The organism is Rhodococcus sp. IC4_135 (genome assembly GCF_011602025.1).
Classification (GTDB): domain Bacteria; phylum Actinomycetota; class Actinomycetes; order Mycobacteriales; family Mycobacteriaceae; genus Rhodococcus_F; species Rhodococcus_F baikonurensis.
In genome coordinates this window covers 1-25,345 of the sequence record NZ_JAAOLG010000043.1, presented here as the reverse complement: position 1 = coordinate 25,345, position 25,345 = coordinate 1, and the positions used below count along the sequence as shown (strand labels likewise).

The window sequence follows — 25,345 nt, the reverse complement described above, 5'->3', positions numbered from 1 at the left end:
CGAGCGGAAGTGACGTCAGAGTTCCCTGTACTGCCGGCCATCGTGTCTCCCGTTTCGAACGTAACTACCCGCGCGCATACCGGCCGTTCCGATCTTTGCGCGTTCCAAGTTAATCAAGATAGCCGTCAACCGGTTCACGGGTAGCTAGTGGCCCCCACTCACCCTGGCTGGTCGATGTCGGACACTCCGGACTTGTCGGAGATATCGACTAGGGGGTGGATTCGTTACACAAAGGAGATGTTATTTCGATGTGGCGCTCGATGGTTAGCAACCACAACTAATGGGCGGTCAAAGGGCATTGTTGGTAAAGCTCGCAACGACAGGGCCAACGACGGCAATACCTGCCGGGCCGAGGAGGCTTCCGTGGGGAACGCGCACGTACACGTTCTGGATCTCACCAGTGACGAATACTTGCCATAGGAGCGCTGCATCTTTGCTGTTTGGATGCTCCGCGGCGCTAATGTAACTGAGATTACCGGCGAATAGCTGAGGATGGTAGTTGTCAATGCAGTCGCCGAGGCACGAAAGACTGTTCATCAAACGCCCGAGCCGATCAGCCGTCAACGATTCGGCGTGATCGCGAATCATCTCGTACAAATCTGTCATGGCATGGCGCGAGAATCCTGCGTGCTCCGGGTCGCCTACTTCGATCCCCGCGGATCGAAGTTCATCCACGAGCATGTCTGAAATGGATCCGCCTACTCGGGTCGGCATCGAATCCAACATGATCAAGGATTCCACCGTCCGCCCGCTCTCTTGCAGTCTGGTCGCAATGCCGTGAGCGAGCAATCCCCCGAACGACCATCCGAGGAGGCGATAGGGGCCCTCGGGTTGCACGGCCACGATCTCTGCCAGATACCGGGAAATGTATTCATCCAAACTTGTCGGCAACCCCTCCGACTCCAGGATGTACGGGCTCTGAAGTCCGTAGATCGGAGTGTCGGCGTTGATGAACGGCGAAAGTGCCGCGTAGGACCAGGCAAACCCAGAGAGCGGATGGACACAGAAGACGGGTGTGGACGCACCCGTCGGTCGGATCGGCAAAAGTACCTCGAGTGCTCGATCGGGACCCGAATCCGTTCCGCGATCGATCGCTGCAGCCAAATCGTAAACCCGTGGGAATTCCAGCACCAAACGAGCCGGCACGCTCGTCCCCGCTGCTGTGCGCAAAGAATCCGCGAGACACGTTGCAAGCAACGAAGTTCCGCCGAAGTTGAAGAAATCGTCGTCCAGTCCGACCATGACGTCGGACTCGAGCCCTAGAACGGTTCCGAACACTGATGCGACAACGCGTTCGGTCGGAGTTATGGGAGGACGAACGTGGCGCGACTTCGGAGTCGGCGAGGGCAACCGCTCGCGATCGAGTTTGCCATTTCTCGTCAACGGAAGACTTGCCAGAACAACGACTTCCGCAGGAACCAATTGCGAAGGCAGGGCCGCCCTTGCGGCCGCGACAAGCGAGTCGGAATGCAGTCCGGCCTCTGGCTCTGCCACGACATATCCGATCAATCGATCGGGGGACGCGGCACTCCCCCGGACTGCTGCCGCAGCTTGGGCAACCCCTGGGCCGGCCAGCAGCGCCGATTCCACCTCGCCGAGTTCGATTCTGATTCCCCTGAGTTGAAACTTGGAGGTCTGACCGACCGACGTATTCGATCACTCCCCCCACACACCAGCGCGCCATATCCCCGGTCCGATACATCCGGTCGCCCGTCGGACCAAACGGATTTGCAACGAATCGTGACGAGGTCAACCCGAAACGGCGATGGTATCCACGGGCGACACCGGCGCCAGCCAGATACAACTCGCCGACCACGCCGTCAGGCACAGGCCGCAACCGCCGATCCAGCACGTACGCGGTGGCCCCGACGATAGGTGCACCGATATCCACCCGTAGGTTCTGCGTAAGCGGCTCACTTATCGTCGCCATCACGGTAGTTTCGGTCGGACCGTATCCGTTGAAGAACGAAACCTCCCGCGACCAGCGATCAACAAGCTCCGATGGGCAACTCCCTCCACCGGCGACTACCACGTCCAGATCCGTCAGTCCGGTGGAGGGCAGTGATCCGAGTGTTGACGGTGTCACAAACATGTGAGTGATCTTGTTGCGCGCGAGCTCGTCCCACAGCTCCTGACCGCCGAGGATCTCCGGCGAAACAACGACCATGGTCGAGCCTGCCCCTACTGCCAGCAGAAGTTCCAATACCGACGCATCGAAGCTCGGCGAAGCGAAGTGGAGTGTCCGTGACTCTGGACGAAGTCGGTATCGAGACATTTGCTCACTCGCGAAGCTGGCGAGCCCTCGGTGCGAGACGACGACGCCCTTCGGCTGCCCGGTTGAGCCTGAGGTGTAGATGACGTACGCCGAATTGGCCGTGTCAACCGGACGAACACGATCGGACGCGGTGAAGGCCCCGTTCGAATCGCTGGGAATTGAGTCGATGTGAATCCAGTCAACGGTCTGCGGCAAACCGACGCAGTCCCGCGCGGTCGTGAGCCCGTATGCGACAGATGAATCACCCAGCATGTAACCGACGCGCCTGGCTGGATACCGAGGATCGATCGGTAGGAACGCCGCACCCACAGCGCTGACAGCCCACACGGCAAGCACAGATTCGACTGACCTCTGCACGCACACTGCCACACAGTCTTCGGCGCCGATTCCACGATTTGTAAGTTCTCGGGCGATTGCCGACGATCGAAATACCAAATCGCGATAGGTCATCGATCTGGGCCCATCGACCACTGCAACCCGTGACGAGTCGACCTCCGCCGCATGCCAGAGCAGGTCCGCAAGTGTTCGCGGGGAGACTTCGCAACTCCCCGCTCGTCTCGTCAACGCGGCTTCGCTGCTCTTGTCAAGGAGTGGGATGTCCCCAACTATGACGTTCGGGTTCTCGCATATCGCGGACACTATTCGCTGGAATTGATCTGCCATCGCAAGCACCGTGGAGTGCTCGAACAAGTCGGTGGCGTACGTGAACGACGCGGCCAGACCTACATGGCCTCCGCCGGGGTTGCCACACTCCACGACAGTCAGCTGAAGTTCGAACTTCGACACCACACCGCCTATAGCAATGGGCGAGACCACGAGGTCCGGCAGCTCCAACTTCGGCTCGGACATGTTCTGGAAAGCTAGTGCGACCTGAAACAGCGGATGGCGATGCGGACTACGCGGGACGGCGAGTTCGTCCACCAACCGGTCGAAGGGGACGTCCGAGTTCTCGAACGCGTCGAAGTCACCGCGGCGAGCTCGATCGAGAACTTCCGAAAAGTCCACGTCCAGGTCAACTCGTAGTCGCAGCACGAGGAGGTTGACGAACATCCCGATCATTTCGTCGAGAGCAGCATAGTCACGACCAGCAACAGGCGTACCGATGATCACGTCGGAGCTATCGGACAGACGGGCCAACAAGATCCCGAACGCCGCATGCAGAACCATGAAAAGCGAAGTTCCGGCAGCATTTGCGAGATCGAACATCCTCTGATGGACCCGCGCTCCGAGCTCGAAGCTGACAACGCCCCCTGCCGTCGTCAAGACAGTCGGGCGTGGCCGGTCCAGGGGAAGGTCGATAACGTCCGGAATGCCGTCCAGTGTTCTGACCCAATACTGCAGCTGACGGCCGACCCGCGGCGAGTTCCCATCTTGATCAGTCATGATTTGGCGCTGCCACAAGGCGAAATCCGCATACTGAATGTCCAGCGGAATCCACGACGGCGAGGTCCCGGATCTGCGACTCGAGTACGCCGCCGCCAGATCTCCCGCCAAGGGCGCCATCGACAGACCGTCAGTTGCGACGTGGTGCACTACAAGGACCAGCACATAATGTGAAGGACTCGATTGAAAGAGTTTGACCCGCAACGGTATCTGCTTCGACAGATCGAAAGGCAGGCAGGCCGCCGCCGCAGCAGCATCGGCCAATTCGCCCTCATCGACCTGCTGGAGTTCGAAGAACAGCCCCGCATGTTCAGGAGACAGGATGTGCTGACCTAGAAGACCGTCGATTTGGAGGTAGATCGTTCTGAGAACCTCATGTCTGCGGATGACATCCTGTAGAGCAGATTCCAAAGCACTCACATCAAGGTGGCCGTCAATCATCAACCCGAGCGGAATGTTGTACGCCGAAGACTGCGGGCCCAAGCAATTGAGCACCCACATCCGCTCTTGGGCGAAAGAAAGTGGAATCAGATCGGGCCTGACTACTCGGGTGATCGCCGGTAGCGTTCCACTCCCGAGCGTCGGCTCGATCGCGACAGCAAGATCTTTGAGGGAAGCGGACTCGAAAAGTAGTCGGGCACTCACGACCGTATTCAGCGTCTCGCCTAGCCTAGCCGAGATCCGCAGCGCTGAAAGCGAGTTGCCACCGAGACTGTAGATGTTGTCATCGCGTCCGACGGCGTCGAGTTCGAGCACTTCCTCGAATACACGTGCGATTTCACATTCGAGTTGGGTTTGAGGAGCAACCAAGGGCACTGAGTCGAAGGTCGGTGCGCGGAGGGCCAGTCGATCCAGCTTTCCGGTCGGCGTCAGCGGAATCCGATCGAGCGGACATAGGACTGCGGGGACCATGTGCTTCGGCAGCCGACTCGAGACCCACGATTTGACCGCGTATAGATCGAGCAGACATCCCTGTCGCGCGAGAGCATACGAAACAAGCACAGTGTCGCCATTACCACGTGCGCAGGCAATCGTTACAGCAAATGCAACGTCTGGGTGGCCGCTGATGACCGCATCGACCTCGCCCGGTTCAACTCTCATCCCCCTGATTTTGACTTGAAAGTCCGCACGACCCACATACTCCAGTTGCGGCCTACCCCCCACATCGAGAACATGCACCCATCGAACCAAATCACCTGTGCGATATGCACGTTCACCAAACGAGCAATTCGGCAGAGCAACGAAACTGGAGGCCGTGAGATCCGCTCTTCCGTGATATCCCCGCGCAATTGCCGCGCCCGCAACATACAACTCACCCACCGCGCCAATCGGAACTTTCTGCAACCGCTTGTCCAGAACTACCACGGATACGCCCCGCACCGCAGAACCGATCACGATTGCATCGCCCGGCGACAAAGGCTCTGAACAAGTACTCATGACCGTGGCCTCCGTAGGCCCGTATCCGTTTTGCAGACGGCGTTTACCGCCTGCCGGCAATGGCACGGCCCAGTGGTCGACCAATTCCGGGGGCAACGCCTCACCGGCCGACAACACCACTTCCAAACTATCGAGTGCGTGAGGGTCGATCGTTGCCAGAACTGCGGGTGTGATTACAGCGTGTGTAACACCTTCTCGAGAGATCAATTCCGCAAGATCTGCGCCTCCGAACACCGCCGGCGGTGAGACGATCAGCGTCCCGGCAGCACCGATAGCCATCAAGAATTCGAAGATCGACGCGTCAAAACTCGGCGATGCCACGTGCAGAACGCGCGATCGACGCGTCAATCCGAACGTCACTACTTGCTCCGCAACGAGATTCGCCAATCCGGAGTGCGTGACCACTACGCCCTTGGGCACCCCCGTGGTCCCCGATGTGTAGAGCACATAGGCGGGATTATCGGCGCGGATTCTTACATCACGTTCGTAGTGCGGATCTGCATCCATCGTTGCCGAAGATATCGAATCCAGTTCGACAACAAACCAATTGACACTACTCGTCGGAAGATCTCTGACTACGCCGACAGTTGTCACTCCGGCGACAACGCGTGAATCGTCGAGCATGTGGCGGATTCGATCGACAGGGTAGCTGGGATCGATCGGAACGAAGGCCGCACCCGACTTGGCCACACCCCAGATGGCCACCAACAACTCCAGCGACCGCGGCATCGCGAGTGCAACCCTGTCCTCCGGGGAGATCCCTTGATCAATCAAACCCCGCGCCATCACCGACGCCCGCTCGTCGAGTTCCTGGTAGGTCATCGTCCGACCGGCGTACACTGCTGCGATCCCCTCAGGGTTCGCTTCGACTGCAGCTGCCATCAACTGATGAAGTAACGGGGTGACGAGACGGGAACGGCGTGTACGCCGTTCCCGTTTGGGGACGCGGACGTCAACATGCTCCGACACTGCTTCTCCTTGCGCACAAAGGGGTCCCGAACCAGCGCTTCGAACCCGTCAGATTGTGCGTGGAAGCCGGTCGACTATTCGAGCCGAATAGTAGCCCCTTGCCTACGAACGGCGCGAGACATGCCTAGGAATTGTCCCAGTCGGCACTGTCGACAACGAATCTCAAATCGGGCAAACTTTCAGACTCGATCGACGAGAGCCGTTCGGAAGGCGCAACCACGTGCGTAACCCATTCGTCAGCCAATATCTGGTTGATATCCGTACCGTTGAGTATCTTCGGGGGCAACACCACCGCAGCACCGGTGGAGGCTGCGAGGAACACCGTCTTCACCGCTAACTCGTCACCGATAGGCCCTGCGTACATAAGCCGCGATTCGTAGTCGACGTCGTGTGCGCTGCGAAGCTTCGCCATGATCTCGGTGAGCTGTCCGTAACTGACGCTGTCAGCGTCTACTGTCACCGACGATAACGCAACGTCGTCGACTCCGAGGAGACGAGTCCGATCTGCGTAGTTCACTGGGCGAGCGGAGAGAGAAGCGATTCTTTCCATGACTTCTGGGTCGTCAAGTAGCAATGTAGTGACGTCGGGGCTACTGATCGACGTTGCTGACGAGACAGATGTGATTACCATCCGAACAGCATCCGGCAATACTTCTCCTTCGATGGAATGTCCACCAGGCGCCGCGACAATCGCAGCGCCTGCCTTGGACAGCGCCCACATTGCTACAACCGCGTCCAAGCCTGACAAACCGACCAGAGCTACCAAATCTCCCGGGCCGATTCCGCCACCGATTACTTCGCGAGAAAGTCGGGACGAGCGCATGTCAACGTCTTGATACGTGAACTCTTCTCCGTCAACTGCAAGAGCCGGAGCCTCGGGGTCGGCTTCTACCGCCGTAGCCAAGAGCTGTGGAAGCAACTGAAGCGTCGAAGTTTCGCCCGACCGAGTACTCACCGGTTCTGACAGACCGATCAGTGCGTCCCGCTCTTCAACACTCATGATTTCGATGTCGCCGATAGGACGCGACGGATCTGCGACCACCTGCTCAATGACGCGGACAAAGCGCTGGGCATACCCGTCGACTGTGTGCTGATCGAACAAATCCGCAGCGTAGACCAAGTGCCCGACCATCCCCTCCGTCTGCGGATCCGATGTGAGTGTCAGTTGCAGGTCGAATTTCGCTGTTGCTTCGACGCCCTCGACGGCAGTGATCTTCAACCCGCCCAGGCTGAATTCGGCTCCGGCCATCGGTTCGACCGACAGTGCAATCTGGAACAGGTCGTTCGCTGAAACACCCAGCGCACCGGTCACCTCCTCGAACGGCACGTCTCCGTTCGCGAACGCTTCGAGATCGGTGTCGCGCACCAACGAAACAAACTCACCGAAGCCTGCATCGAGATCGGGCGCGGTTCGAAGAGTCAGAGTGTTGACGAACATGCCGACGACGTCGTCGAGATGCTTTTCGCCCCGACCGGCCACAACGGTGCCGATCGCAAAATCCCGACTGCCACCCATCCTCGTGATCAGGACACCGAGGGCTGCGTGCGCCACCATGAACAGCGTCGCGTTGTGTTCGCGAGCGATCTCGTTGAGACGGGCCGAAGTCGCAGCATCGACGGTGAACTCCGCAACGCCCGCCTTGGTCGACATGTGCTCCGGGCGCTGTCTGTCAGCCCGTAATCCGCCGATCGCGGTGAGTCCACTCAAGTTTCGGCGCCAGAACTCCAGTTGCTTCGCAGCCGGAGAGCCCACCTGGTCGATCGAACCGACCACCTCACGCTGCCACAGAGCGAAGTCCGCATACTGCACAGGCAAGGCGGCCCACGTGGGAGATGCGCCTCGCGCACGCGACTCGTACGCAACCATCATGTCTCTCGCAAGCGGTGCCATGGATTCGCCATCTGCAGCGATGTGATGTGCGACGAGCACGAAGACGAAATCACCAGGCGCGAGCTGCAGCAACTCAGCTCGCACTGGGATCTCCCGAGCGACGTCGAAACCGCGCGACACGAACTGCGCCACTCGTTCATACGCTTCTCCGCCATCTTCGAGCTGGACGACTTCGAGAGCCGGCGCGATGTCGTCGACGGTGACGATCACCTGTGTCGGACCATCCACATCACTCGGGTACTTGGTGCGAAGAGATTCGTGCCGCACCAAAACATCTCGAAGCGACGCCCGGAGCGCCTCCACATCCAACTCACCACTCAATCGCAGCGCCAACGGGATGTTGTACGCCGGCGATGCCGAATCCATCTGGTTGACCAACCACATACGCTGTTGAGCCAGCGACAGCGGGATGCGCTCCGGACGGTCGCGGGCCTCCAACACCTTCCGAGCTCCGGATCCGGCCAGCGCCGAAACCGATCGCGCCAGACTCGCGACAGTCGAGTTCTCGAACAAGATCTGCACAGCCACCTGCGTATTCAACGCTTGCCCCAATCTGGCAGCCAACCTGGTGGCTACCAGCGAATTGCCCCCGAGGGCGAAGAAATCGTCGTCGAGGCCGACTCGTTCCACCCCGAGCACATCCGCGAACACTTCTGCCACGACAGTCTCGACCGGGGTAACAGGCGCCCGGAACTCACGCAATTGAACGATCGGATCAGGCAGCGCCTTTCGGTCCAGCTTCCCGTTCACCGTCAATGGAAGTGCGTCAAGCACAACCAGCGAATCCGGAACCATGTATCCGGTAAGGAACTGCGACACGGAGGCCAGAACATCGGACACCTCGAGCTCCCTGCCGGCCGTGGGCACTACGTATCCCACCAACCGCTCACCGAGCGTATCGTCCGCACGGACCATCGCCACGGCGTGGGCGACACCCTCTACGCGAAGAAGGGCAGCCTCGATCTCACCGATCTCGATACGGAAACCACGCAGTTGGACCTGTGAGTCGCTGCGTCCGGCATACTCGAGCATTCCGTCCACATTCCAACGCGCGACATCTCCAGTGCGGTACATAAGCCCACCAGAACCGTTGCGGGCAAAAGGATTAGCCACGAATCGCCCTGCGGTCAATCCGGGTTGCCCCACGTAACCACGTGAGAGTTGCGCCCCGGCAACGTACATCTCACCGCGCACTCCGACAGGGACAGGGCGCAATCTGTCGTCGAGCACGAACACCGAGAACCCACCCAACCCACGGCCGATCACGGAGGCCGACGTTCCACGGACCATCTCCGCATCCAAGCCCAGGAAAGAGACGTGAACCGTCGTCTCGGTGATGCCGTACATGTTCACCAACCGTGGCGACGAATCGCCGTGCCGGTCGTACCAGCGCGTCAGTTGAGACAGATCCAGCGCTTCGCCGCCGAAAATCACATGCTTCAAGGACAGAGAGCCAGCAGAATCGCCAACGGCGCGATCAGCTTCGGCAAATTGATAGAACGCAGACGGAGTCTGGTTGAGGACGGTTACCTTCTCGCGTACAACCAACTCGCGGAACTGCTCCGGCGATCGCGAGGTCAGGTAGTCGACGACCACAACAGTACCGCCGTACAACAACGGACCCCACAACTCCCATACAGAGAAGTCGAATGCGTAGCTGTGGAACAACGTCCACACATCTGACGAGTCGAATTCGAAATTCGGTTGAGAGTTCGCGAACAACTCGACGACATTTCGGTGGGTAACCGCGACGCCCTTCGGACGACCGGTCGAACCGGATGTGTAAATCACGTATGCAACGTCATCGGCGCGCAGTCGTCCGCAACGGTCTGCGTCGGTGAGAGCGGCCGCGTCGTAGCTGGAAAGATCTTCGGTGGTGACGTCCAAAACCGGCACCTCGATATCGATCGCGAGATCTGCCGATCCGAGCACAACCAAAGGCCGCGCATCAGCGAGTGTGTACGCAATACGCTCCGCCGGATACGACGGATCCACCGGAAGGTATCCACCTCCAGCTTTGACCACTGCCAGGAGTGCAACCACCAACTGGACCGAACGCGGCAACAAGACGGCCACCAGCGATTCCGGACCAACGCCAAACTCAACGAGCTTGCGCGCCAGCCGGTTCGCCGAGGAATCCAGCTCACTGTATGTGAGGCGCCGACCCTCGAAAACCACGGCAATCGCATCCGGCGTATCGCGAACCTGCGATTCGAACATCGCCGCGAGAGTCGCATCCGCGTTCACGTTGACACCTGGAACGGCCCACTCGCCCAACACATCCGCACGCTCGGAGGGCTCCAGCAATTCGATGTCGCCTACCACAACACCCGAATTGTCAGCCACGGCCTCGAGCACTCGAACGAGGCGCGATGCCATAGACGCCACGGTCGATTCGTCGAAAAGATCTGTCGCATAAGTGAACTTCGCTGCCAATCCAGCAGCGGCTCCGGATTCGTCGAACTGCTCAGCCAACGTCAACTGCAAGTCGAACTTCGCGAACTCCGTGTCCGGGTCCACGCCCGAAACTGACAGCCCAGGCAACTCGAAGACGCTCGGGGCCATGTTCTGGAACGTCAGAACAACCTGCACAAGTGGATGACGCCCCTGCGAACGCTCCGGGTCGAGTACGTCTACCAGCTGCTCGAACGGTATGTCACTGTGCGCAAATGCGCCCAGATCCGCCGTGCGGACTCGATCCAGTAGCGCTTCAAACGAGTCGTCCGAAGGTACATCTGCGCGAAGCACCAGGGTATTGACGAACATTCCGATCATGTCGTCAAGTGCTCGATCACCACGCCCCGCAACGGGTGTACCGATCGCAATGTCCGATGTCCCCGATAATCTCGCGCAGAGAACTGCCAGTGCCGCGTGCGCCACCATGAACAACGACGCCCGACGTTCCCGGGCTATCACATTCATGGCTTCGTTGATCCGTCGGTCGATCCGGAATGCGAAGTCGGCTCCCCGATTCGATGCAACCTTCGGCCGAACTCGGTCTGCAGGCAGATCGAGAACATCAGGAGCGCCGGCCAACGTCTGCGTCCAGTAGTGCAACTGACGCGACAGGACGCTGGAAGGGTCGTCCGCTGCACCCAATACCTGTCGCTGCCACAGAGAGTAGTCGGCATACTGCACTGCCAAGGGTTCCCAATTCGGGGCGTCGTCCGACAGCCTCGCTGCGTACGCGGCCATCACGTCGCGCGACAGCGGCCCGAAGGAGAATCCGTCGCCCGCAATGTGATGAACCACGAAAACAAGTACGTGCTCGTGATCATCTACGCGAAACAGTCGTGCGCGGACGGGCACCTCACTGGTGACATCGAAACCCACCGATACGAACTCGGTCACAACCTTCACGACGTCGTCCGTGGCGATTTCAACTGGAACCGCAAGCGACACAGACTCGGTTGCAGAAAGAACTCGCTGGTATCCCTCGCCATCGAATTCCGGATACACGGTCCGCAGAATTTCGTGCCGTGCAACAAGATCAGCGACAGCAACTTGCAGGGCAGCGACATTCAAGCTGCCCGTCAATCGAATGGCCAGGGGAAGGTTGTTCACTGCAGATTCAGGTTCGAAACGGTTCAGGAACCACATTCGCTGTTGCGCCAACGACAACGGAACTCGCTCCGGCCGGACCTGAGCAACCAAAGCCACCCGGTCACCTGAGCCGACTTCTGACTCCACCCGCGCTGCCAACGACTCGACCGACGACGCCTCGAACAACAGCCGAACCGCCACCCTCGAATCCAGAGCCTCACCCAACCGCGCCGCTACCTGCGTGGCGATCAGAGAATTCCCACCCAGAGCAAAGAAATCATCATCGAGGCCCACCCTCGGAACACCCAAGACCTCGCCGAATACCGACGCCACGATCTCCTGCACAGGGGTCGCCGGAGCTCGGAACACCGCGACCTCGAACTTCGGCTCAGGCAACAACTTCCGGTCGAGCTTCCCTGACGAGTTAAGCGGCAATTCTTCCAGCACAACGATTGCCGTCGGAATCATGTACGCCGGCAGAACTTTCGGAAGCGATGCCCGTAAAACAGCCAAGTCGATGACCGAACTCGGTGATGCGACAACGTACGCAGCGAGCTGGTCGCCGGTGTCCGTGTGCACCACTGCGACCACGCACTGAGCCACCGTAGCCTGCGCCAACAGAGCGGATTCGATCTCACCCAGTTCGATTCTCTGACCACGGAACTTGACCTGAAAATCGGTACGCCCGACATACTCGAGCTCGCCTGCGGTGTTCCACCACACCAAGTCCCCGGTGCGATACATCCGACTGCCACCGGCATTGACTTCACTGTTCGTGTCGCTCGCCTCCACAAATGGGTTCGCGACAAAGCGATCACTGGTGAGATCGGGTCGCGCGACATAACCGCGCGCAAGTTGATCACCGGCCAGATACAGCTCACCTGCAACGCCTACCGGCACCGGATGCAACCGACTGTCCAACACGTAGACCTGCGAGTTCCACTCTGGCACACCGATCGGAGTACCTGTCGACTCCGATCCGTCGACCTCGTAGTAGGTGATCGAGACCGCAGCCTCGGTAGGGCCGTACACATTGTGCAAACCTGCAGAGGACACCCGAGCGAATGCACGCACCGTCTCGAGCGGCAATGCCTCACCGATCACGAATACGTCCCTCAGCGACACCAATGCGTGTTCCGGAACCGACGTCGCGAAGACGGTCAACATCGACGGAACGAAGTCCGTCAACGTCACCCGATGATCTTCGATCAGACCAGCCAGATACGCGGGATCTCGATGTCCGTCGTGAGACGCCAGCACCACTCTCGTACCGGACAAAAGCGCAGTGAAGTATCCCCACAACGAGACGTCGAATGTCGTTGCAGTCTTTTGCAGATAGACGTCTTCCGTGCCGATGGCGTACTGATCCTGCATCCACAGGACCTGGTTCACGATGGCGTGATGCGAGACCGCAACGCCCTTGGGCTTCCCCGTGGAACCCGAGGTGAAGATCACGTAGGCGGCATTCACATCACGCAGTCGACCACGCCGATCAGCATCGGAAACGACTGAAGCTGAATAGCTCGAGAGATCGACACCGTCGATCAACAACACGTCGGCGCCGTTCGGCGCTACGAAAGCATCCCTCGTCGTCGACAGCACACAGACTGGATCGGCCGTCGTGAGGATGTGCCCGATTCGCTCGGCGGGGTGATCGGGATCCAAGGGCACGTAGGCTCCGCCCGCGGCGATCACCGCGTAAATACCTACTACGAGATCGAGCGATCGACGCATCGCCAAGGCCACCAACGATTCGGGCCCGACACCATCTTCGATCAGCTTGCGTGCCAATTTGTTCACACGTTCCGACAACTCGCCATAGGTCAGCGACTGGCCGTCGAACACCACGGCAACAGCATCGGGTGCCAACGCAACGCGAGTGTCGAACAGCGAAGCCAATGTCTCACTGTTCCCGATGTCATGTGCGGTGGAGTTGCGCGCAGTCAACAGCGACTCGCGCTCGGCCTCCTCCAACAGTTCGATGTCACCCACGGTGATCGACGGATCCACGACCACCTGTTCGAGGATCCTGGTGAACCGATCGGCGAATCCACGAATCGTCGACTCGTCGAACAGATCTGTGGCGTATGCGAACTCGGCGAACATGCCGTCTTCGAGCGCATCTTCGACGCGGGGAGCGAGAGTAAGTTGAAGATCGAATTTCGCGATACCAGCATCGAACTCGACGCCTGAGACCTCCAATCCCGAAAGCTCCAAAGCATCCTGCGACATGTTCTGGAAGAACAGCGCGACCTGGAACAGCGGGTGATGTGCCTGCGAACGGGTGGGATCGAGCACCTCGACCAACCGCTCGAACGGAACATCGCCGTTGCCGAGCGCCTGAAGGTCTGTCCTCCGCGTTGCCGAGACGAGCGCACTGAACGAACTGGCGAGGTCAACAGGAGTCCGCAGGACCAGTGTATTCACGAACATACCGATCACATCGTCGAGCGCCTTTTCGCCTCGCCCTGCAACCGGAGTACCGATCACGATGTCACTGGTACCGGACAACCTTGCGAGAAGCACGGCGAGGGCCGAATGCATCACCATGAACAGCGATGCGTTCCGCTCGCGTGCGAGTGAGTCCAAGCTCGACCGAATCTCTTCGCTGACGGAGAAGCGATACGTAGCGCCACGATTCGAGGCGACGACCGGACGGGGGCGGTCAGCCGGTAACGCAAGCACTTCCGGAGAATCACGGAGGACGGAGCGCCAGTGGTCCAACTGAGCCGAGATCAACGAATCCGGGTCGTCCTCGTCGCCGAGGACCTCCCGCTGCCAGAGTGCATAATCGGCGTACTGCACCTCGAGCGGAATCCAATTCGGAACGCCGTTCGAAACCCGAGCGGCGTAGGCAACCATGACATCCCGAGTCAACGGACGCATCGAGAACCCGTCCGCTGCGATGTGGTGCACAACGAAGGCCAGAACGTACGAATTCTCGGCAAGTTCGAACAACCCGACCCGAACCGGAACCGTTGACGTCACATCGAAGCCCTGGAGCGCGAAACTCAGAAGTTCGTTGTGAACGCGCGAGGCGTCGATGACCTTCGGTGTCAGTTCAACCGGCACTTCGGACGACGGGAGGACTACCTGCTGTCCTTGTCCACCTTGCTCCGGGTAGACGGTCCGGAGCGACTCGTGGCGTTCGATTACATCCGAGATCGCATGCCTCAGCGCCGAAACATCCAGGACCCCGTTGATTTTCAAGGCGATCGGAATGTTATTGACAGCAGAATCAGGATCGAAGCGGCTGAGGAACCACATTCGCTGCTGAGCTAGTGAGAGTGGAATCAACGCCGGCCGTGGGCGGGCCACGAGCGCGGCCCTCCCTCCTGCCCCTGCTATCAACTCAACCTGCGCTGCCAAACCTTCGACAGTCGAAGCCTCGAACAACACCCTCACCGGAACCTGAGTGTCGAGCGCTTGACCTACGCGAGCCACCAGCTGCGTTGCGACCAAAGAGTTTCCGCCGAGCGCGAAGAAGTCGTCATTTAGACCGACCTGTTCCAACCGGAGAACATCTGCGAAGACTCCGGCCACCGCGATTTCGGCGACAGTGGACGGTGCCCGGAACTCGCGCGCCACGAAAACCGGATCCGGAAGAAGTTTCCGATCCAACTTCCCCGAAACACCCAACGGCAACTCATCCAACACCATCACTACCGCCGGCACCATGTACCCCGGCAGCCGACCCGAAACAACCCTCTTCAACTCGTCAACGTCCACCACACCACCAACAGCAGCGGCGGTAACGTACGCAACCAAAACCTCGTCACGCACCACCACAACCACTGACGACACCGACTCGTGCTCACGAATCACCGACTCGATCTCACCGAGCTCAATTCGCAAACCATGCAACTTCACCTGAAAATCACTACGCCCGATGTACTCCAGCTCACCCGACGCAGTCCACCGCACAACATCACCTGAGCGATACATCCGCGCACCATCACCCGAAAACGGATTCGCCACAAACCGATCCGCCGACAGATCCGGCCGCCCCATATACCCACGAGCCAACTGAACGCCCGCCAGATACAACTCACCCGCAACACCCACCGGCACCGGATTCAACCGAGAGTCCAGAACAAATACCTGCGTATTCCATACCGGAGCACCGATCGGCACCCCAGCAACATCCCCCGCCACCACCTCGTGGAACGTCACATCCACTGCGGCCTCGGTCGGACCATACAAATTATGCACACCGACACCCGGCAACACAGCCCACAGATCAGCTACAACACTCGCCGGCAACGCCTCCCCCGACGCAAACACCCGAGTCAACGAAACACATGCAGCCACAGACGAATCCGCCACGAAAACCTCGAGCATCGACGGCACGAAATGCACCGTCGTCACACCCTCCCCCACAATGACCGAAGTCAAATACTGCGGATCACGATGCCCGTCCGGCACCGCCACCACCAACCGAGCACCAACCTGCAACGGCCAGAACAACTCCCACACCGACACGTCGAACGTGAACGGCGTCTTCTGCAACACGACATCCGACGAGCCCAACACGTACTCGCTCTGCATCCACGCCAACCGATTCACAATCGCCGCATGCGAAACCGACACACCCTTCGGGCGCCCCGTCGACCCCGAGGTGAAAATCACGTACGCCGTATTCTCCGACCGCAACGGCGAAACCCGATCCACATCAGAGACAGGAGCATCCGAAAAACCAGACACATCAACAACATCAACCTCGACCACCGGTGCCACACCAGCATCGAAACCAACATCAGAAGTGCTGATCACACACACCGGCGAGGCCGCCCCCAGCACGTACGCATTGCGCTCGGCAGGCTGGTCCGGATCCACCGGAACGTACCCACCACCAGCCTTGAGCACACCGTAAACCGCCACCAACAAATCAACCGACCGACGAACCGCCACACCAACCAGCGCCTCCGGCCCCACACCCACCGAAATCAAATACCGGGCAACACGATTCGCCCGAGCATCGAACTCCGCATACGACAACGACACACCGTCGAACGACACGGCGACCGCCCCCGGCGACCGCACCACCTGAGCATCGAACACGTCCACCAACGACGCATCCGCGACCTCATGCTCCGTGTCATTCCACGACTCGAGCACCAACGAACGCTCACCCGAATCCAACAAATCCACATCACCAACCCGAACCGACGGATCGGCAACCACTGCTTCGAGAACTGAAATCAACCGCTTTCCGATTGACTTGGCAGATGACTCGTCGAACAGGTCGGTCGCATAGACCAGCGCGACGGTCAACCCACCGACCTTGTCCGCGGTATCCGATTCCCACACAGTGAATTGGAGGTCGAACTTCGCAGCCGACGACTCTACGTCCAGTCCGGAAATGCGCAGTCCCGGAACCTCGAGACTTTGCTGCATGCTCTGTCCCAGGTTCTGCAACGAGAGCATCACCTGAAACAGAGGGTTCCGTGCCTGAGACCTGGCCGGGTTGAGTACCTCTACCAGTCGCTCGAATGGCACATCGGCGTGCCCGAACCCGTTGAGGTCGGATTCGCGGGCCCGCGAAATCATGTCTTTTGCCGAAGCTGCGAGGTCAACCTCCGTGCGGAGGACGAGCGTGTTGACGAACATTCCGATCAGGTCGTCGAGAGCTTGATCGCCTCGACCGGCGACCGGAGTGCCGATCACGATGTCCGAAGTCCCGGACAACCGCGCCAGCAGAATCGCCACAGCACTGTGCAAAACCATGAACAGTGATGCGTTGTTGGCCAGCGCAATTCGATCGAGAGCCTGGTGGAGCTCAGGCTCGATCGTGAAAGTGTGCCCGGCTCCCCGGTTCGACGCGACGCGCGGACGCGGGCGGTCCGACGGGAGATCGAGCTGATCGGGGATACCGGCCAACGCGTGGCGCCAGTAGTCGACCTGGCGAGTGATCAGAGAATCCGGGTCGTCTTCACTGCCGAGAACTTTGCGCTGCCACAGTGCAAAGTCGGCGAACTGTACGGGCAGCGGAGCCAGATCGTGCGCAATTCCCTGTGTCCGAGACACATAGGACGTAACGATATCCTTGGTCAACGGTCCCATGGAGAACCCGTCACCGCTGATGTGATGGACGACGAACACGAGGACGAACTCGTCGGCGGCGAGTTGGAAAAGCGCCGCCCGAATCGGAACCTCGGTGGTCACGTCGAATCCCGGAGTGACGAAGTCGGTTACGCGCTCGACGATCGCCGACTCGTCTACCTGTATGGGAGTCAGGTTCGGTACCACGGCTGCAATGTCGACCAGGCGCTGATATCCGACGCCGTCGACCTCCGGGTACACAGTCCGAAGGATCTCGTGCCGCTCGATCAAATCCTCGAGTGTGCCTTGCAACGCATCGACATCGAGCGCTCCGCTGAGCCGCAGCGCGACCGGAATATGGTCGACTGCCGATTCTGGTTCGAATCGGTTGAGGAACCACATGCGCTGCTGCGCCAAGGACAGCGGAACCAACTCGGGGCGCTCGCGAGCAATCAGGGGAACGTGAACCTTGCGGTCTTCTGAAGTTTTCGCTTCGTCGATGAAGACGGCAAGTTCCGCGGCCGTGGGTGCGTCGAAGAAATTACGCATGTCGATGGAGATGCCGTGTTCGGCATTGATACGCGCAACCACGCGGGTGGCGAGCAACGAGTTGCCGCCCAGTTCGAAGAAGCCGTCGTCTGCCCCTACCCGATCCTGTCCGAGTAGATCGGCAAAGATCGCGACCACACCGGCTTCGGTGGGTGTCGCGGGCTCGCGGTACTCAACCGTCTTCGACGCGAATTCGGGTGCCGGCAAGGCCTTTCGATCCAGCTTGCCGCTGGCATTGAGCGGAAACTCGTCCAGTTCGACAAACATGGCAGGGACCATGTATTCGGGTAGCCGTTCACCCAGCGACGACGTCAGAATCGCTGAATCGGTAGCCTCGCCGACGATGTACGCGACCAAGTTGTCGCCGATCGTTTCGTCCGAATGGACGACCACCACGGCTTGGGAAACACCGTCACAGTCGAGCAGTGCCGCCTCGATCTCACCGAGCTCGATGCGCAGACCGCGGAGCTTGACCTGAAAGTCGGTGCGGCCGATGTATTCGAGCTGGCGGTTCGCTCCGACGCCGCGCCAGCGCACCAGATCTCCGGTTCTATACATCCGCGATCCGTCGGTAGCGCCCGGCCGAGCCACGAAGCGGTCTGCCGTGAGATCCGGTCGCGACACGTATCCTCTGGCCAGCTGAATCCCGGCAAGATAGAGCTCTCCTGCCACTCCCGAAGGCGACGGCCGGAGCGCGTCGTCGAGCACCAGGAGCTCGGTGTCTGCCACGGCCGCGCCGATCGGCACCGACACCTGATCTCGCTCACCGGTTTCGTAGTACGTCACGTCGACGGCAGCTTCGGTCGGGCCGTACAGATTGTGGAGTTCAGCACCGCTGACCGCGCGCAGACGTGCCGCGGTCCGAGCCGGCAACGCCTCACCGGAAGCGAACACGTAGCGAAGGGTTTCGACCTGCGCGACAAGGGGTTCGGCAACGAACACTGCGAGCATCGACGGCACGAAGTGCACCGCCGTCACCCCGCGCTCGATCATCGTGCGAGCCACGTACGCCGGATCACGATGTCCGTCCGGTTCTGCGATCACCAACGATGCACCGACCTGCAGCGGCCAGAAGAACTCCCACACCGACACGTCGAAAGTGAAAGGTGTCTTCTGCAAGATCACGTCGTCGGAAGTGAATCCGTACTCGGCCTGGCGCCATTGCAGGTTCGCGACGATGGCACGGTGAGAGACTGCAACGCCTTTGGGGCGTCCGGTCGATCCGGACGTGAAGATGACATACGCAGTGTTGTCCGCGCGCAGCGGCGCCAACCGGTCGGCATCGGTGACGGTTGTCTCGGCGTGAACGGACAAGTCGACAGTGTCGACGTCGAGCGTCGGAGTCCCGAGCGGGAGTACCACTGCATCGGCCGTACGTGTGAGCACGGCCGTCGGCTTCGCGATCTCGAGCACGTAAGCGAGACGGTCGGCAGGATGATCCGGGTCGAGTGGAACGTACGCGCCGCCGGCCTTGACGATCGCGTACATCGAGACGAGGAGATCGATCGATCGGCGCATTGCGAGACCGACGAGGCTGTCCGGTCCGACACCTGCCGTGACGAGTTCACGGGCGAGGCGGTTCGCTCGAGCGTCGAACTGTGCGTAGGTGAGCTGAGTTCCGTCGTAAGCCAGCGCGAGCGCGTCCGGCGTCCGCCCGACCTGCTCGTCGAAGAGTCCTGCGAGGGTCACGTGGGCATCGGACTCCGACGCTACCTCGACGACCGAAGTGCCGTCAGTGATGAGCCGGTCGACCACCGCGCCGAGACCGTCGGCCTCGCTGGCGATCAACTCTGGCAGCACCGTGGAAACGACAACAGGAACCAGGGCATCCGCCCCCAACGCGCCACCCATCGCGGTGTCGAGAGTGACCAACTCGTCATTGAGTCGTCCGTAGCTGATTTCGGTTCCACCGTGGCTCAGAGCCACACGATCAGGATCTACCGCCGCAACTGCAGCTACCAACTTCGGCAGATCTTCGATCGTCAGCGACTGCGGTCCCGGAATACCGACGGACATCTACACTTCCTCCAACTGACTTTCGTGAAGTGCGCCCCGGCCGAGCACAGCGTTCTGCTCGGCCGGAGGCGTTCACTGGGCAAATACTGAATGTTACCCGGCCGTACCCCCACGGCCCGCTGACACCGACTGTGCGTCAGCTATCACCGAGCTCACAAGTGTGGCGAGACCGTCGACGCCGAGTGCCGGCAGGATGCCCGGAACAAGGCCGGCGAGGGACACTGACACCAGAGCATCGGGGGCCAGAGCAGCTCCCATGGCGGTACGCATGGCAACGAGCTTGGTCGACAACTCACTGAAGGTGACCGCCTGATCACCGTGAGTGAATGCAACTGCCTCAGGATCGGCGGCCGCCGCTGCGGCTGCCAGGTCGGGTAGATCTGCCGCGGACTTCGGCTCGGCAGCGCTCGCTTCCTCGCGTTCCTGCTCGGTCACGATGTCGATCGTACGAACCACGACCTCGGGATCGGTCACCAGTTCTTCGAGCACCCGCCCGAATCGCGCCGCGAAAAGCGCGATGGTCGATTCGTCGAACAGGTCGGTCGCATAGGTGAAACGCATCCTCAGCCCGGACAGCACCCCGGCATCGTCGAATTGCTCGATACCGGTGAGCTGCAGATCGAACATCGCTTGGTCGAAACCGTTGTCGACCGCAGAGAGTTCGAGACCCGGGAGTTGGAACGTACCGAGAGCCATGTTCTGGAATGTGAGCATGACCTGGAAGAGCGGCGAGTATGCGTGAGAGCGCTCTCGCCCCAGTTCGTCGACCAACCGCTCGAACGGTACGTCGGCATTGGCGAATGCCGACAAGTCCTTGTCCTTCACGTGCGCCAGAAGGTCGACGAACGTCGAAGCAGGAGCGATCTCCGTTCGCAGGACCAGCGTGTTGACGAACATCCCGACAAGATCGTCGAGAGCTCGCTCACCTCGACCTGCGATCGGTGTTCCGATTGCGATGTCGTTCGATCCACTCATCTTCGCCAGCAGAACGGCCAGGGCGGTGTGAACCACCATGAAGACTGTCGAATTCTGCTCCCGTGCGATCGTCGCGAGCCGGTCCGTGGTCTCGGAATCGACCGCGAACTCGAATTCCGCACCGCGCATGCTCGCGCGCGCCGGCCGCGGCCGATCGGTCGGCAGTTCCAGAAGCTCCGGAATGCCCTTGAGTTCGTTCACCCAGTACGCGAGTTGACGGCCCAGCTGACTGTTCGCGTCCTCCGGCGATCCGAGGACATCACGCTGCCACAGCGTGTAGTCGGCGTACTGCACTTCGAGCGGAGCCCACTCCGGCGTCTCCTCGCCGGTACGTGCGGTGTACGCGACCATGGTGTCTCTGATCAACGGAGCCATCGAGAAGCCGTCGCCACTGATGTGGTGAACGACCACGACGAGAACCCGCTCGGATTCGTCGACCTCGAAGAGACGGATTCGCAACGGAACGGCCGTCGTGACATCGAAGCCCTCGCGAACTGTGTCAGCCACCTGTTCGGCGACCGACGCTTCGTCGGTTGCGATCACTTCCAGGCCCACGGTCGCCGCGGAGCGTGGCACGATCATCTGAACCGGTCCGTTGCCCTGGTCCGGGTACACCGTCCGGAGCACTTCGTGTCGCTCGATCAAATCCGAAACCGCCGAGCGAAGTGCGTCGACATCGAGTGCGCCGGACAGTCGAATCGCGACCGGGATGTTGTACGCACCCGACGTCTTGTCGAACTGATTGAGCACCCACATACGTTGCTGCGCCAACGACAGCGGAATCTCGTGCGGACGCACCTGAGCCACCAACGGTGGGCGGCCACCCGATCCCGCGTGTTCGAGAACCCTCGACGCCAATGCACCGACAGTCGACGCCTCGAAGATCACACGGACCGGAATCTGCGCATCCAACGCCTCACCCAGCCTCGACACGACCTGCGTCGCGACGAGAGAGTTTCCGCCGAGCTCGAAGAAATCGTCGTCGAGTCCGACCCTCGCGACACCGAGTACGTCAGCGAACACACCTGCGACGATCTCTTCGACGGGGTTGGTCGGCGCACGGAACTCGGTCGCCTCGAATTCGGGGTCGGGCAGTGCCTTGCGATCGACCTTGCCGTTGATGTTGAGCGGTAGTTCGTCCAACACCATCAACGCCGCCGGCACCATGTAACTCGGCAACTCCGCCACAAGAGTCCGCTTCAATGCTTCGACATCGATGCTGTCCCCGCCTTGAGGAACGACATAGCCGACAAGTCGATCACCGGTACGCGCATCCGACTTGGCCACCACCACAGCGGAGTCCACACCGGTCTGCTTGCGAAGAAGCGCTTCGATCTCACCGAGTTCGATGCGGTAGCCACGGATCTTGACCTGGAAGTCGGCGCGCTCCACGTAGTCGAGTTCACCGTTTTCCGTCCACCGGACAAGGTCGCCCGTGCGGTACAACCGCGAACCCGCGTCACCGAAGACGTTGGCCACAAATCGTTCCGACGTCAGATCCGCGCGCCCGTGATAGCCGCGAGCAAGCTGGGCACCGGCGAGGTAAAGCTCCCCGGTGACTCCGACGGGGACCGGATGCAAACGCGTGTCGAGCACGAACAGCTGCGTGTTCCATTCGGGCGCACCGATGGGAACCGCAGTCGCATCACCCGAACCGACGACGTGCGCTGTCACCGAGACCGCGGCCTCGGTCGGCCCGTACAGATTCACCAACTGCGCGTCGCTGAGTTCTGCGAACTCGGTCGCGGTCGCGGCCGGCAACGCTTCACCGATCGCGAGCACCTGACGAAGCGATTCCGGAAGGCCATTTTCCGACGCCGACTGCAACATCGCGAGCATCGACGGCACGACGTGGAGCGTCGTGACCTTCTCCCGCGTCATCAGGTCGAGCAGGTAACTCGGGTCCTTGTGACCTTCGGGTTCGGCGATCACCAGTCGTGCACCGGAAGTCAGTGCCGACCAGAACTCCCAGACCGAGAGGTCGAAGGTTGCCGCCGTCTTGAGCACCATCGCATCGGATCGGTCCAGGCCGTACTGATCGCGCTTCCAGAGAATCTGGTTGACCACCGCCCGATGCGAGATCGCGACGCCCTTCGGCCGCCCCGTCGATCCCGACGTGAAGATCACGTAAGCGGTGTTGTCCACTCGCAGTGGAGCACTGCGATCCGCATCGGTGACCGCCGCTTCCGCGTAGGACGCGAGATCGATCGTGTCCACCTCGATCACGGAATCACCGAACGCCGGATTCTTCGCAGTGGTCGAGGCAGTGAGGACGCAGACCGGATCTGCCATGGTCAACACGTACTCGATGCGATCCGCCGGGTGGTTCGGATCGATCGGCACGTATCCACCACCTGCCTTCACCACCGCGTACATGGCGACCAGCAGTTCGACCGATCGCTCGATTGACAACGCGACCAACGACTCCGGACCGACACCGGTTGCAATCAGATGGCGTGCGAGACGGTTGACACGTGCATCGAACTCGGCGTAGGTCAGCGACGTGTTCCCGGCGACCAACGCCACCGCACCTGGGTTCGAACCGACCTGCTCGTCGAACAGTTCGACCAGAGTCGCTCCCGGGACGGAGTGATCGGTGTCGTTCCAGCGGTTCAGGATCCGGTCGCTCTCGGACGAGTCCAGCAGCGCGAAGTCGCCGACGGTCAACGACGGATCCGACGCGATCTCCCCGAGCAATCGCACGAATCGATCGGCGAAGTCCTGCACGGTCGACTCGTCGAACAGATCATGCGCGTAGCTGAACATCGACGTGATGCCGGCTGCAGATCCGTTGACGTCGTACCGATCACTGACGATCAACTGAAGATCGAACTGCGCGACCCCGTTGTCGATATCGACGCCCTTGACGGTAAGTCCCGGAAGCTCGAGCCCTCCGGTTTCCATGTTCTGGAACAGGAAGCCGACCTGATAGAGCGGATGACGAGCGGTCGAGCGCGGTGGGTTGAGCACCTCCACGAGTCGCTCGAACGGAACGTCCGAATGTGCGAACGCTTGAAGGTCGGTCTCCCTGACACGTCCGAGCAGATCGAGGAACGGCGCACCGCTGTCGATCTGCGTACGGAACACCAAGGTGTTCACGAACATGCCGATGAGATCGTCGAGTGCCCGCTCGCCACGTCCGGCAATGGGCGTACCCACCGCGATGTCCTCGGTTCCGGACAGTCGAGCTAACAACATCGCGAACGCAGTGTGCGTGAGCATGAACAACGTCGAATTGTTTGCCCTGGCAAGACTGCTCAGCCGAGCATGCAACTCTGCCTCGATATCGAAGTGCAGGTAACCGCCGCGGAAGGACTGCGTCGCGGGGCGCGGCCGATCGGCGGGAAGTGCAAGCTGATCAGGCAGCCCGGCGAGAGCATCGCTCCAGTACGCAATCTGCTGCGAAGCGATAGATCCCGGGTCTTCCTCACTGCCCAGCACCTCTCGCTGCCACAGGCTGTAGTCGGCGTACTGAACGTCGAGGGGAGCCCAGGACGGCGTGTACCCGGCAACCCGCGAGGCGTATGCGGTCACCACATCTCGAGCGAACGGCGCCATCGAGGAACCGTCGGCGGAAATATGATGAATCGCGACACCGAGTACGTATTCGTCGGAAGCCAACTGGAACAACCGGATACGAATCGGAATCTCGCGCGTGACGTCGAAGCGCGTCGACGCCAGTGCAACCAACTCACCTTCGAGTTCGTCCACGCCGGTCGGTTCTGCGACGATTTCGTCCGACCAACTCGACACAGGCTTGACGACCTGCACCGGACCGTCTCCGATTTCCGGGTAGACGGTTCGAAGTGATTCGTGCCGCCCGATCACATCAGAGATGGCCGCGCTCAGCGCCGAGACATCGAGATCACCCTGAAGGCGCAGCGCCATCGGGATGTTGTATGCCGCAGCGCTCCCGTCGAATCGGTTGAGGAACCACATACGCTGCTGCGCCAACGAAAGCGGAATCCGCTCTGGCCGCTCGACAGCGGTCAGCGCGACTCGCCCGCCCGAACCGGTCCGGCTTTCGGCATGTGCCGCGAGATCCTGCACCGTGGACGCTTCGAACAGAACTCGAACCGAAAGTTCGGTATCGAGAGCGTCGGCGATTCGCTTGATCGTGCGAGTGGCGTTGAGGGAGTTGCCGCCGAGTGCGAAGAAATCGTCATCGAGACCCACACGATCGACACCCAACACCTCGGCAAACACCGACGCAACGATCTCCTCCACCGCCGTCACCGGAGCCCTGAACACCGCAACCTCGAACA

Annotated in this window: 3 protein-coding genes and 1 pseudogene; all 4 read right to left on the bottom strand. The window is 60.5% G+C overall.

Annotated features, from left to right (window positions below; genetic code table 11):
• Window positions 1–288 precede the first annotated feature (288 nt).
• Entirely contained in the window at window positions 289–1,242 is a 954-nt protein-coding gene (locus tag G8767_RS36070; RefSeq protein ID WP_240952952.1) for a thioesterase domain-containing protein, read from the bottom strand.
• Window positions 1,243–1,624: 382 nt separating this feature from the next.
• A pseudogene (locus G8767_RS32180) lies at window positions 1,625–5,977 on the bottom strand (amino acid adenylation domain-containing protein); the annotation flags it as partial.
• Window positions 5,978–6,188: 211 nt separating this feature from the next.
• Complete coding sequence (locus G8767_RS32175) at window positions 6,189–20,105, bottom strand: non-ribosomal peptide synthetase (RefSeq protein WP_166813899.1); 13,917 nt, start codon at window positions 20,103–20,105, stop codon at window positions 6,189–6,191.
• A gap of 93 nt (window positions 20,106–20,198) precedes the next feature.
• Window positions 20,199–25,345 (bottom strand): non-ribosomal peptide synthetase (locus G8767_RS32170; protein WP_166813897.1); only part of this gene is annotated, 5,147 nt, incomplete at its 5' end.